This is a genomic window from Glycomyces xiaoerkulensis, from assembly GCF_002798405.1.
GTDB lineage: Bacteria > Actinomycetota > Actinomycetes > Mycobacteriales > Micromonosporaceae > Glycomyces > Glycomyces xiaoerkulensis.
This window is the reverse complement of record NZ_PGGV01000037.1, coordinates 125896-139137: the sequence shown is the minus strand read 5'-3', so window position 1 is coordinate 139137 and position 13242 is coordinate 125896. Positions and strand designations below refer to the sequence as shown.

Annotated in this window: 11 protein-coding genes; 9 read left to right on the top strand and 2 right to left on the bottom strand. The window is 69.3% G+C overall.

The window, feature by feature from the left end:
• The first annotated feature begins 81 nt into the window (after positions 1–81).
• The 6 genes from CUT39_RS17105 (at position 82) to mqnC (ending at position 6391) form a co-directional block, all read left to right on the top strand.
• Positions 82–1674 (top strand): C40 family peptidase, encoded by a 1593-nt coding sequence (locus CUT39_RS17105; protein WP_100448674.1) that lies wholly within the window; start codon positions 82–84, stop codon positions 1672–1674.
• Between the two features lie 36 nt (positions 1675–1710).
• Positions 1711–3123 (top strand): hypothetical protein, encoded by a 1413-nt coding sequence (locus CUT39_RS17100; RefSeq protein WP_157930779.1) that lies wholly within the window; start codon positions 1711–1713, stop codon positions 3121–3123.
• Positions 3124–3211: 88 nt separating this feature from the next.
• Positions 3212–3499 (top strand): HPr family phosphocarrier protein, encoded by a 288-nt coding sequence (locus CUT39_RS17095; protein ID WP_100448672.1) that lies wholly within the window; start codon positions 3212–3214, stop codon positions 3497–3499.
• A 79-nt stretch (positions 3500–3578) separates the two neighbouring features.
• Positions 3579–4439, top strand: coding sequence for a menaquinone biosynthetic enzyme MqnA/MqnD family protein (locus CUT39_RS17090; RefSeq protein WP_100448941.1), 861 nt, complete (start codon positions 3579–3581; stop codon positions 4437–4439).
• Positions 4436–5209 carry an FAD-binding oxidoreductase gene (locus CUT39_RS17085; protein WP_100448671.1) on the top strand — a complete coding sequence of 258 codons (774 nt, stop codon included), beginning with the start codon at positions 4436–4438 and terminating at the stop codon, positions 5207–5209. The genes CUT39_RS17090 and CUT39_RS17085 overlap by 4 nt, the downstream gene beginning before the upstream one ends.
• 18 nt (positions 5210–5227) lie before the next feature.
• Positions 5228–6391, top strand: a complete 1164-nt coding sequence (gene mqnC / locus CUT39_RS17080; RefSeq protein WP_100448670.1) for a cyclic dehypoxanthinyl futalosine synthase — start codon at positions 5228–5230, stop codon at positions 6389–6391.
• A 45-nt stretch (positions 6392–6436) separates the two neighbouring features.
• Here mqnC and CUT39_RS17075 read toward each other — a convergent pair whose 3' ends face one another.
• Positions 6437–7702, bottom strand: a complete 1266-nt coding sequence (locus CUT39_RS17075; protein WP_100448669.1) for an ATP-binding protein — start codon at positions 7700–7702, stop codon at positions 6437–6439.
• A gap of 940 nt (positions 7703–8642) precedes the next feature.
• On the opposite strand from CUT39_RS17075, the gene CUT39_RS17070 reads away from it, so the two are divergent.
• The 3 genes from CUT39_RS17070 to CUT39_RS17055 all read left to right on the top strand — a co-directional run bounded on the left by CUT39_RS17070 (position 8643) and on the right by CUT39_RS17055 (position 11660).
• Complete coding sequence (locus CUT39_RS17070; protein ID WP_100448668.1) at positions 8643–9287, top strand: dihydrofolate reductase family protein; 645 nt, start codon at positions 8643–8645, stop codon at positions 9285–9287.
• Positions 9288–10375: 1088 nt separating this feature from the next.
• On the top strand, positions 10376–10840 hold the full coding sequence (locus tag CUT39_RS17060) for a hypothetical protein (protein WP_100448666.1): 465 nt from the start codon (positions 10376–10378) through the stop codon (positions 10838–10840).
• Positions 10841–11393: 553 nt separating this feature from the next.
• Positions 11394–11660: a hypothetical protein gene (locus CUT39_RS17055; RefSeq protein ID WP_100448665.1), complete on the top strand. Its 267-nt coding sequence runs from the start codon at positions 11394–11396 to the stop codon at positions 11658–11660.
• A 319-nt stretch (positions 11661–11979) separates the two neighbouring features.
• On the opposite strand, the gene CUT39_RS17050 is transcribed toward CUT39_RS17055, so the two are convergent.
• Positions 11980–13209 (bottom strand): trypsin-like serine peptidase, encoded by a 1230-nt coding sequence (locus CUT39_RS17050; RefSeq protein ID WP_157930778.1) that lies wholly within the window; start codon positions 13207–13209, stop codon positions 11980–11982.
• Positions 13210–13242: the final 33 nt, after the last annotated feature.

Here is a 13242-nt window from a genome sequence, read left to right as displayed (position 1 = left end):
TGCCGTGTGACGGGCGAGAATGCGAATTTGGCGAGGCTTCGGTACAGTATCGGTGGCATCCACCACAGAAGGACTCCTCATATGCGCGTGAAACGGTTCGGGGCGACCGCGCTTGCCGGCGCGGGTGCGGCGATCGTCCTGTTCGGAGGTGCCCTGCCGGTCCTCGCCCAGCCCGGGGACACGGTTCCCGACGAAGGCTCGCGCCCGCTGGGCGAGGCGACCGACGAGGCCCCGGTCACCAATCCCGAGTCCGCCGACGGGCCGCTGGCCGAACAGATCGACGCGGCCTCGATCGAGGTCGCCCAGTTGGCGCAGGAACGGGAGTCCGCCGAAGAGGAGTGGCTGCTGCGCACCGAGCGGCTCGAGAGCGCCGAGACCGCGTGGCTGGAGGCCGAAGCCGAACTGGAGACCGCCCGGCAGCGCCTGGAGGAGGCCGCCGGCGAGGCCTACGCCGAGCTGTCGGCCGAACCCGACACCGAACTGCCCGACCTGACCGGACTGACGCCGCTGGGCGGGGAGTGGGACCTGCCGGGGTTGTCGTCCGATGTAGAGGAAGCCGCGACCGCCGAGTCGGTCGCGCGCGCCGCCCGCGACGCCGCCGAGCTGTCGTCGTCGCGGTCCGAGGAGCGCTTCACCGCCCTCGACGACGCCTACCAGGAGGCGCAGGCCGAGCTCGACGAGCTCATCGAGGAGAACGAGGAGGAGCTCGAGGCGCTGGAGGCGGCCCGCGAGGAGGCCGCCCAGGAGCACTCCGGCGACTTCTCCTCCGAGGTCGAGGGCTGGGACGCCGCGCCCGAGGCGAAGCAGGCCGTCGAGTACGCCCTGCTGCAGTTGGGCAAGCCCTACGAATGGGGCGCCGAGGGGCCGGACACCTTCGACTGCTCGGGCCTGACCCAGCAGGCCTACGCCTACGCGGGCGTCTCCCTGCCGCGCGTGGCCGCCGACCAGTTCAACTTCACCCGGGACCGGCCGGTCGACACCGAGCACCTGCTGCCGGGCGACCTGCTGTTCTGGTGGGACATCCCGGGCGACTGGCAGTCGGTCTACCACATGGGCATGTACGTCGGCGACGGCAAGATGGTGCAGGCCCCGCGCACCGGCGACGTGGTGAAGATCAGCAGCATCTGGTTCGACAACTTCGCCGGCGCCCACCGCGTGGTCGACGCGGTCAAGACCGGCGAGGGCGACGACGATGCGACCGGCGACCCCGGCGGCGTGCCGTCCCCGTCTCCGTCCCCCGACGACGAGCCGAGCCCGACGCCCAGCCCCACGCCGAGCCCGACTCCGACTCCCTCGCCGAGCCCGACGCCGAGCCCTGAGCCCTCGCCGACGCCGACCGAGACCACTCCCGGCGAGCCGTCGCCGACCGAGACCTCGCCGGAGACCCCGTCGCCTCCCGAGGACGATCCTTCGGACGACCCGCCGACGCCCACCGACGACCACACGTCCGAGAGTCCGTCGCCGCCGGAGGACGACTCCACGCCGACCGACGAGGAGTCGTCGGACGAGCCGACGCCCACCGAGGACGACCCGACCGAGAGCCCGTCTCCGGACGACGTCAACGCGCTCGCCGGATGGTTCGGTCGGCAGTTCGCCGCGGTCGCGGGTTCGAGCCGGTTAGGGCAAGGCGGATACCGAGTGCCACCGGATGATGGCACGATGGTGGCGAGGTAATCCGATCAACGACGCTCCATCCCCGAGGAGGCTCCCGTGGACGACAAAAGCTGCAGCGCTTGCGGTAAGTACTTGGCGTCCATGCAGCGCCGCTGCCCCCAGTGCGGCGTGCCGCTGCCGCCGCCGCTGGGAGGCTTCCCACCCGAACCGCAGTACGCGCCGCCGTCGTACGGCCAGCAGGGGTCCTACGCGCCGCCGCCGGCCCCGCAGGGCCGGCCCGCGCCGCCCGGTCGGCCGCCGCAGCCGCCGGCCCCGGCGCCGGTGGCCCCGCCGCAGCAACCGCAGCAGTACCGGCCCCCGCAGCCGCCGCCCCCCGGGCAGGGGCAGGCCGCCGCGGCCCGGCCGCCGCAGCCGCAGCAGCCGTCTGTTCCCCCGCCGGCCGCGGTCCCGGCGCCACCGCAACCGCCCGGTCCACCGGTCGAGTCGCTGCCGCCGGTGCCCGCCGGAGACGGCTCCCCGCCGCAGGCGCAGCCGGCCCAACCCGCCCCGGCACAGCCTTCGGCCGCCCAGCAGTCGCCGTACGCCCCGCCGCCGGGCTTCTCCGTCCCGTCCGCCGACGGACCGGCACCGAGCGCCGAGCCGACGCCGCCGCAGCCGCCGGTCCCCGAGGTCAGCCTCCAGACCGATCCCGGCCCGGAGCCCGAACCCGCCCCGGCCCCGGAACCGCGGGCCGCCGAGTCGGCCGCCCCCGCGACCGAGAACGACGACGCGCCGCTGTGGGACGACGACGTCCCCGAGCCAGAGGCCGAAGACGACACCGGCGAGCTCTCCGAGGAGGACGAGTCGGTGCTCGGCGACCTCGGCGACGACGTCCCCGGCGAGTCCCTGCCGCCGGCCCCGCCCTCGGAGGACGAACCCGAGCCCGAGGAGGCGCCCGAAGGAGCCGAGGCCGCCTCGCCCGAGCCCGACCGCTCGATCGAATCGGGCGAGACCATCCGCGAACCCCGGGCCGACCAGACCGACCCCGGACCCGAGCCCGAACCCGAGCCGGTCCCCCACCCCGAACCGGCCCCGCCGGTGCCCGATCCCGAGCCGCAGCCGGCCCCGCCGCCCGAACCGGGACCGCCTCCCGAACCCGAGCCGGGGCCGCCGCAGCCGTCTTCGGACGGCGACAAGCCGATCGCCGAGGCCGCCGCCCCCTCCGCCTCCGAGCCCGAACCGGCGCCGGAGCCCGCGGCCGAAGCCGCGCCCGCGGGCGAGTCGACCCCGTCGAAGAAGATCGTCGACGCACCCGACATCAGCCTGTTCGAGGAGCCGCCGAGCAAGTCCGCCCGCCCCTCCGAGCCGCCGGCCTCGTGGCCGCCGGAGGAACCGGACGACGGCGCGTACCGCGCCGGACGCGCCAGGGTCAAGGGGCTGGTCGAGCGGGCCGACCTGCCCGAGCACATGCCGCTGCCGCGGCCCACGGTCTACGGCGGCCCGAAACCGGACACGGAAGAGGAAAACTAGCCGAAACCCCACCGTTCACTCCCGCACCGGTCCATGCTGGAACTGCGTCGGTCGATGACGCGCACATCGCGCCACGGGGGTGAGCAACATGGCGGAACGCCGTGTGAAAGTGACCACGGAAGTAGGGATCCAGGCGCGGCCCGCCAGCGCCTTCGTCGAGGCCGCCGGTGCATCGCCGGAGGAGGTCGCCATCGCCAAGCCCGGTGGCGAACCGCACGACGCCAAGTCGATCCTGCAGGTCCTGCTGCTGGACGTCCGCGCCGGCGACCAGGTCGTCCTCGAAAGCGACGACGAGGCCGTCATCGACCGCCTCGCCGCCCTGGTGACCGGCGAGGTCCCCACCGACACCGAGAACGACCGGGCCGAGGAAGAGTGAGCCGCGCCCGGCGGTGCGCCGAGTGTCACCGCCGCCGCGGCGGCGCCGCACCGCCGACCGACCGGATACGGTCGAGAGCGTGAACATCGCACGGCGCCCCAGGGTAGGTCATATCGCGTTCCTCAACTGCCTGCCCATCTACTGGGGTCTGGCCAGGTCCGGGGCGCTGCTCGACGTCGACCTGCACCGGGCCCCGCCCGACGAGCTGTCGCGGCTGCTGGTCGACGGCGAGCTCGACATCGGCCCGATCAGCCTGGTCGAATACCTCCGGCACGCCGACCGGCTGCTGCTGGTGCCCGACATCGCCGTGGCCGCCGACGGCCCGGTCCTCAGCGTCAACCTCGTCTCCAAGGCGCCCCTCGACCGGCTCGGCCCGGCCCCGAAGGTCGCCCTGGCCTCCACCTCCCGCACCGGCGTCCTGCTCGCCCGCATGCTCCTGGAGCAGCGGTACGGCCTCGCACCCGAGTTCGCGACCACGGAGCCCGAACTCGACGCCGCCCTGTCCGGCGCCGACGCGGCCGTGCTCATCGGCGACGAGGCCCTCCGCGTCCACCACGACCCGCGCGGCCACCACGTCCTCGACCTCGCCGCCGCCTGGAAGGACTGGACCGGCCTGCCCATGGTCTTCGCCGTCTGGGCCGTCCGCCGCGACTACGCCGAAGCCCATCCCGGCCTGGTCAAGGACGTCCATCTCGCCTTCACCGACTCGGTGCGGCGCTCCCGAGAGGGGATCGGGGAGGTCGTGGCCTCGGCCGCCCGCTGGGAGCCGTTCGAGCCCGCCGCGCTGGCCGACTACTTCGAACGCCTCCAGTTCACCCTCGACGACCGGCACCTCGCGGGCCTGCGGGAATTCGCAAGACGCGCGTCCGGTTACACAGATGTGGCCCCGGCACCCGAGCACGGGCCCGAATTCTTCTCGGCCGGAAGGGAGAGCGCATGAGCGTCGAGCTCAAACCGCAGCGGAAACGGCGGCCCGCCTGGCACAAGCTCACCGTCGACCGGGTGCGCGCCCTCACCGACGACGCCGTCGAGGTCACCCTCGACGTCCCCGAAGCGCTGCGCGAGACCTTCGCGTTCAAGCCCGGCCAGCACCTGACCTTCCAGCGCGTCGAGCCCGACGGCAGCGAGGTCCGCCGCTCCTACTCCCTGGCCTCCTCCCCGCGCGAACTGGCCGATCTCGGCGAGCTGCGCCTGGGCATCAAGTCGATCCCCGAAGGCAGCTTCTCCGGCTACGCCAACCGCCGGCTCCAGCCCGGAGACGTCCTCGAGGTCCTCCCGCCGCTGGGGAACTTCTGCACCGACATCCGGCCCGACCGCCACTACGGTTCGATCGTCGCCGGCTCGGGCATCACCCCGATCATGTCCATCACCGCCGCCGCCCTCGACGCGGGCGCGACGGTCACCCTCCTCTACTCCAACCGGACCGAGGACTCGACCATGTACGCCGCCGAACTGCGGGAGCTCCAGGCCGAGCACGGCGACCGGCTGCGCCTCCACCACATCCGGACCCGATGCGAAGGCGCCGAGCCGCTCCTGACCGGTCGGCTGAGTCCCGACAGGCTCCGCCGCATCTTCGAGGAGCTGGTCGACCCCGGCGAGATCGACGAGTGGTTCCTCTGCGGCCCATACGAGCTGATCCTGGGCGTCAAGGAGGTCCTCGAGGAGACCGGCGCGTCACAGATCCACACGGAGCTGTACTACGTCGATTAGCCCGGATAGGCTCGGGCCATGGCCGAGATTGACGAGGTACTCACCCACGCCGCCGACGGCGGCCGCATCAGCGCCGAGGAAGCCGAACTGCTCTACACCGAGGCGCCGTTCCACCCCCTCGCCGAGGCCGCCGACACGGTGCGGCGCCGCCTGGTGGGCGACAACATCGTCACCTACCTCATCGACCGCAACGTCAACTACACGAACGTGTGCGTGACCGCCTGCAAATTCTGCGCCTTCTACCGCGCCCCCAAACACGAAGAGGGCTGGGAGCACTCGCTCGAGGAGGTCCTGCGCCGCTGCGGCGAGGCCGCCGACCTCGGCGCCACCCAGGTGATGCTCCAGGGCGGCCACCACCCGGACTACGGCGTCGACTACTACGAGCGGCTCTTCTCGGCGGTCAAGGGCGAGTACCCGGAGCTGACCATCCACTCCATCGGCCCCTCGGAGATCGCGCACATGGCGACGGTCTCCGACGTCTCGGTCGAGGAGGCCGTCCGCCGCATCAAGGCCGCCGGGCTCGATTCGATCGCCGGGGCCGGCGCCGAGATGCTGCCCGAGCGGCCCCGCACCGCGATCGCTCCGCTCAAGGAGTCCGGGGAGCGCTGGCTCGAGATCATGGAGACCGCCCACAACCTGGGCCTGGAGTCGACCGCGACGATGATGATGGGCACCGGGGAGACCGCGCACGAGCGGATCGAGCACCTGCGGATGATCCGCGACGTGCAGGACCGCACCGGCGGGTTCCGGTCGTTCATCCCGTGGACGTATCAGCCGGAGAACAACCACCTCAAGGGCCGCACCCAGGCGACGCCCATGGAGTACCTGCGGCTGCTGGCGGTGGCCCGGCTGTTCTTCCACAACGTGCGGCACCTGCAGTCGTCCTGGTTGACCACCGGGAAGGCCGCCGGTCAGTTGAGCCTCCACCTCGGCGTCGACGACCTGGGTTCGATCATGCTGGAGGAGAACGTGATCTCCTCGGCCGGGGCCCGGAACTCCTCGCGGCTCTCGGAGCTGGTCGAACTCATCCGCACCGCCGACCGGATTCCCGCCCAGCGCAACACCGTCTACGAGCGCCTGGCGGTCCACTGGGACCCCGAGGACGACCCGACCGACGACCGGGTCCGGTCCCACTACTCCACGATCGTCAAGGAACTCCAGGTCACACCCGAGTCTGCCTGATGCAGTCCCGGCTCGTGGCACACGGCGAACGGGCACGGACCGAACTCACGGCAGTGGTGCCCCGCCCCAGAGGGCGGAGAGGGGGACGGCCGCCATGTCAGGTCCGAACGGCCGCATCTCCTCGCCCAGGTACAGGACATAGCCCGCACGGAACCGGTCGCCGAGTCGATCTCGGAGCCAGTGAAGATGCTTGAACGAGTCGGACCGCACCGTTTCCGAGGCTTTGACCTCGATGGCGACCACCGCTCCGTCCCGACGTTCGAGCACGAAGTCGATCTCGCGGCCGTCCCGGTCACGGTAGTAATGCAACCCCGCTCGAATCGAACTCACCGTCAACTGCCGGGTCAGCTCGGCGAAGACGAACGTCTCCACCAGTGGTCCCGCAAGCGGGTGACCGGGGGCGGACACGGCTTCGAAGTCGGCTCCGAGCAGCGATGCCGTCAGCCCCGAGTCCGTGACGTAGGCCTTCGGAGTCTTGATGAGCTTCGCGGTCAGGTTGGTCGACCACGCCGGCAGCTTCGCGGTCAGATAGACGATGTCGAGATACCCCAGGTAGTCCCGGACCGTGGCTTGGTTCAGCTCCAGGCTCTTGGCGAGATCGGACTGGACCAGGTTCGACCCGGAACGCGCGGCGACCAGCCGCAGGAGATGCGGCACCAGATTGGCATGGCGCACGTCGGCGAACTCAGCGACATCCCGCAGAACCACTGTGGATACATAACTGTCGAACCAGTCAGCGCGAAGTGACTCGGAGCCGATTCGGACCGCCTCCGGATAGCCGCCCTCGCAGATGAGCTTGAAGTAGCCGCCCCGGTCCCACTGCGAAACCGGCGCTGAGTTCAATAGGCGCTCCCGGTCGAACAAGAGCGCTGGAGCGTCGACGCCTGATCTGGTCCGTTCGACGGCGCTCAGCGGCCACAGATCGACGAACACGGCTCGCCCCGCCAACGATTCCGACAACGTCGGGACAGTCAGAAACCGGGTCGAACCCGACAGGACGAACTGGCCGGGCGCATCGTCGAGATCCATGAGCCGCTTGACCGCCAGCAGCAGATCGTCGCCGCCCCGCTGCACCTCGTCGAAGATCCGCGGCGCCGCACCGTACCCGGCGAACCCCGACGGATCGGACCGGACCGTCTGGAGGGCCGTCGGGTCGTCGAGTGTCGCGAAGGTCCCGCCTCGTTCGGCATGCAGTTGCCGCAGCAGGGTGGTCTTTCCGGCCTGCCGAGGGCCACCGACCACGACGGCGCGGAACGCATCGACGCGCTCGTTCAGATGGGTGAGCGCTCGACGAGGCAGGAGGTTCGACATGAAGCGAGCATAGCAGGCAGAAACTTGATCGTAATAACATATTCGCCGACGCTCTAGTCACATATTCGCCGAACTCTTAACCCGCCGCCGCGTTGACCGGCGGGCCCTCTACGCACGGACCCTCACCGCCGAAGAAGCCCACGAGCCCCGGTCTCCACCCGCCGAAGTGGTCTACGGGCCTTGATCCCCACCCCAGGCCGGTCCACTCACCGGCACCACATGGGGGTTCAACGGTCCGAGCCACCCGATAAAGCTGCGTACGAGCGGCTCCGCCGCCTCGGAAGCATTACGCCCCCACGAACACCAGGCCCGTCGATGACACCCCGAACACCCGCACCCACATCTGGAAACCCAGTCGGCCCCGGCCGGAGGCCACGACCACGCCCGGGGACGGGGGCACCGGGCGTCGGTCGCCCGACCGGCCCAGCCGGACCCACCGAGCCGGTCGCAGGACCCGCTGTGTCGGGCTGGACTCGGGTTGCCGGTGCCAAGAGCCGTGAACGGGCATCATCGACCCAGTTTGCACGAAAGCGTGCGTAATGCTTCAGAAAGCGGCGGAGCCGCTCGCACGCAGCTCTTATGGGTGGCCCGGACCGTAGAACCCCCGTGTGGCACAGCGACGTGAACCGGCCCGGGGGTGGGGATCAAGGCCCGTAGACCACCTCGGCGGGTTCGTCCCGGGGCTCGTGGACGACTTCGGCGGGTGGAGATCGAGGCCCGTGGGCTACTTCGGCGACAGTGTCACCGACCAAACCGAGCAATAGAAGGATCAGAAGCGATCGCCTCGACCCACAGAGGTTCTGACAATCCCCGCTGTGTCGGCTTCGACTTTGAGAAGTGGCCTAAAGCACGGTACCTTCACTGGTTGCGGCGATGAATCTGCCCGACTCGCAGAGTCTCATTATTGTCATCACCATGACCAACAGTGAAGAGGAATTACATGAGCCAGCTTCTCAGGGTGCAGAATTTCACCGTCTCGCTAGACGGATTCGGAGCAGGCGAGGGTCAGAGTCTCGAGCGGCCGTTCGGTCACGCCGACCCTCGGGAACTGATGTCCTGGGCCATCGACACGGCGAGCATGCCCGGCCGCACCGATCCCGGTGGGAGCCGCGGACTCGACGACTACTTCACGCGCGACTTCGCCAACAATATCGGCGCGGAAATCATGGGCCGCAACAAGTTCAGCCCCCAGCGCGGCCCCTGGGAAAACCACGACTGGCAGGGCTGGTGGGGTGAGGAGCCGCCGTTCCACACTCCGGTGTTCGTCATGACCCACCATCTGCGTCCCTCGTTCACGCTGTCGGACACCACATTCCACTTCACCGACGGCGACCCCGCCGCGGTCCTCGAACAGGCGCGAGAGGCGGCGCAGGGCAAGGACGTCCGGCTCGGCGGCGGGGCCACCACGATCCGGGAATTCCTCGATGCCGACCTGGTCGACACCATGCACGTGGCCGTCTCGCAGGTCGAACTTGCTTCCGGAGTCCGGCTATGGCAGTCGCCGGACGAACTGCTCGACCGGTTCAACCTCGAGACCGTGCCCAGCCCGAGCGGCGTGACGCACCACCTGTTCTGGCGGAAGTGACACGAATCGACCCAAGCGGTGGTTCTCCCCTACGAGGGAAGAACCACCGTCTCGACTATCGATTGCTAAACCCGACGCCGTCACTACTCCAACCCTCACCAGGAGGTTCCCTCTCGTCCCAATCGGTTCCAGTCACACTCAGTACCAACCACCTTGCCCGGAAAGGCCTCAGTGCCTCGTTGCTGTCGTCGTGCGGTGTTCCGCAGGTCGTTGAACACACGACCCGCCGTCGTGTCTCGAGAGGGAGTCGGCATCAGCCGAGTATCACCCGCATCGCGTCGATCAACGCGGCGGCGCGGCCAAATGAACAGGGAATACATTGCGCGCGACTCGCAGACCGGTCGATCGATGACCTCATGAAGGATCTTCCGGCTGTGCTCGTCGTCGGACTGCGAGCTTGCGGCAAGACGACGACGGCTCGGCGTCATGCACGGACCGTGATCCAGCTCGACCGCAACGCCCAAGCGGCACATCATTGATCCGTCGCGACTGCCGTCCTTCAGGTAGACCGCCTGGACTTCCGTCGCGACGCCGGTATGGTCGGGCGGATGCGGCCGACGGGCCAAGCGCGATGGCGCCTACGAGAACGAATCGGAACACTGCGTTCATTCGTCCGAGCAGGGAGTCGAAGGCAATCGCCGACGCAGGCCACTGCATTCGCTGCTAGACAATGATGAGACTGGAGAGTTCAATTGGGGAAAATGTCACGATTCGGGTCGAATGGACTGGAACGGGAGATAATCGTCTCGCGTGCTTTTAAGCAGTCTGTGGTCGTAGCTAGAATCGGCCTATCCTGGGTTCTCGGAGCGATTGGTACCTTCATTGTTTTCAGCCAGGGTGGGTCGGACTTCGGCTTTCTGGGTGGCATTGCGCTCATCGGTACCATACTTATGGTGGGTGTCGCCGGTGCATCCGCTGTAGATCTGACAGCTTATATAACCGGACGCCGAGGTTACGTTGGGCTGGGAACAGCGGGTCCAGCAGCGGAGGAAGCCGCTAGGCGAGCCGTAGCGGATGCAATGAAGCGTGGAGTCTTTCTGATTCGTGACTAGTGGCGTTTCCCTGAAATTCGTTCTCTGGGGGAGCGAGTGCGACTGCCGCAGTACGCCGTAGGGTTCTGGGACGCCTGTTCCGAGCCGTTCCCCGAGGTCGATCCCCAGGCGCTGGCCTCCTTGGTCCACGGGTCGGCGCGGCCTTCTGGGGTATGGATCGAACATGTAGACCCGCTCGCGTACCCACGCAGTTTCCATGTCATTCGGCTCAAGAGCCGCACCGAGCAGTACGACCTGCTCTGCCTGCAGCACCTGGCCTGGGTCGGTTTCTGCCATTCGGCACCAGACTCCATGGGATTCGATACCGACGCCACGTTCAGGGAACCGCCGCCGTGGTCGAACCTCCTCGCCGAGAACGGGTACCGCGTGCTTACCGGCAGCGAACTTGCCTTGCGGTACTCCGAGATCGACCTCTCTGAGCTGACCGAAGTTGCGCGGTCCTCATGCCGGTACTGGAAGCCCGATACCCTTGCGGCGATCCTCTTCAACTGGTGGGACTGAGAACCGGGCTGCACCCTCGTCAGCCAAGAAGTCAAGGGGCGAGCGCATGCGTCCTTCAACTTCCGGATCGACCCTCGGTTGCGGATCAACAGGTCGGCGGGGAGGGCCGCGGCGGCCTTTGCGCGTGCGCGATCCATCGGGGCGTCGTATCCGCCTGGTTGAGACGGTGCGGTACGGGCGGACACCGCAGGGGAGGTTCACAGACGAATCCGGACGAACCGGCGTGTCAATCCGGGGCCGATCGTCACCGCTGTGCGACGGTGAGGTCACGCGCAGTGCGCGGAGTCGAAGCACAAGTGAATAGGCAGACGCGGGCCGCCGCGCTAGCGCTCAAACAAGTTCGGCGGCCCGCTCCATAAACCAGAGAGGAGAACCTCCCGTGGTTAGCGTCAGCCTACGCCAAAATCAGGCCCCGATTCAGCAGCGAAACGCCCTTCACCGCGACGGGACGCCCACCTGGGCGATACCGGGATTCAGGAGTGAACCCGGTGCCCCCGCACCGGCCAAGCCCTGGGAGGAGTGGACCGTCCCGCCCAAGCGGCCCCGCCAGTTCATGGCCAAGATCAGACCCTGCCCGGTGGCCGACCCGCGCCACCGGCAACCCGAACCCGCGGCCGAGCCGAACGGCGTCCGGAAACGCCTGCTCCTCCTGGCCGGGCTCACCTGGCTCATGCTCGTCGCCCTCGCCGTCGGACCCACCTGGAGCGCCTACGCCACCGCCGCCCCACCGCGAATCCCGACACCACCGCCGCGGCCCCCGCGGCAATCGCCCTGCCCGGCGCTCCTGCCCTCACCGCACCCGGCCGGAGGAGTCCGATGAGCCCCGCGCCGAACACCATCCGGCCCACGACCGTCCCCGACCCCGGACGGCTCACCGTCCTCGGCCACGACACCGTCGCCGACCGCCGCATCCGGTTCGGCACCCACGCCGAACTGCCCCGCCTCTGGATCGCCTTCACCGACCACCGGCCCGCCCTGCTCGGATACGTCTCGGGACTCGTCGTCGGCAGACCGACCCTGTGGATATCCGAACCCGCACACGAACCCTGGGCGCACGAGGGCGCCACCGCATCCGAATTGAAGGAGGCCGCCGAACGCGTCTGGGCCTCCTGCCTCCGGGTCTGCGACGGATGGACCGCTCAGATCAGGTGGCGGATCTCCTGTTCGACGAGCGGCGCGCTCACCCCCGAATTGGGGCAGCCGCCGAAGTGGTGCAGCGCCACCACCTCGTGCGAGTCGCGCGACAGCACCGGCGATCCGGACGAGCCGAACTCGGTGTCGCAGTAGTAGGCGACGTCGCTGTCGGCGACATAGCCGTCGTAGACCGGCTGCTTGACCACGCATTCGCCGCCGTCCACCGACGACTCCATCGCGATCTCGGTGGGCCGCCCCGCCGGGTGCTGCGGGATGTAGATCGCATCGCCGCGGCGAGCTGCGGATGTCGACAGCTCCAGCGACCCGAACCGCTCGATCGCGGTGAAGTTGGTGACGCTGAACAGCGTGTAGTCCAACTCCTGCGAACTCGCGTGGACGCGCCGCCCGGTGACCTTCACCGGGGCGGTCGCCTCCTCGCCGCCGCAGTCGGTGCAGTCGTAGCCGAACCAGGCCTCGGTGCGGCGGGCCTCCCAGGACTGGGAGAAGCAGTGGCTGTTGGTCAGCATCCGGTTGCGCTCGCCGACGCGGAAGGCCGTGCACAGCACCGTCCCGTCGATCAGGAGCCGCGCCACCGGGTCGGTGTGCCCGACCGCGCCGGGATGGGACTCCTCATAGCACGGTGAGGGCCGCTTGTCGTCGTACTTGCAGATGCTCTCGGGCGCACGCGGAGCCGCGCTCTCCCGGTCCTCGATGATCCGGTCGACCACCTCGGCCGGATAGCCGTAGGCGGCCCGGTCGATCACCGCGCCCAGCGCAGCGGCGGTGCCGCCGGAGGTGCCGTGCAGCTCGACGACGGCGGTGTCACCGGTGATCGAGGTGGCCCACCGGTCGATTCCCGATTCCTCGTACCGGTGCGACTCGGTCCCGTCGGGACTGGCGACGGTCACGTAATCGCCCTCGGCCAGCAGCAGCCGCTCGAAGTGGACCTTCACGTAGCTGGCGCCCGGGTCGTGCAGCTCCACCGTCCGCTCGGCTCCGCCGGTGAGCGACTCGGCCACGTCGGCTACCTCGCCGACCTGGACGACCCCGAGCAGCGATTCGTCGACCGGCAGCCGCACCACCGAATCTCCCAGCTCGAGCGTCTGCTCGTCGGCGAACGCGCCGGGCACCGTGACCGCGGTGACCGTCGCCGTAGCCGCGGCCGCCGCCGCGATCGCGAACCGGCGCCACCGCCGACCGCGTCCTGTACCTGCGTTCCGTTCCGCTCCGAGCACCACCGGCCCCTTTCACCACAGTCGCGTCGGTGG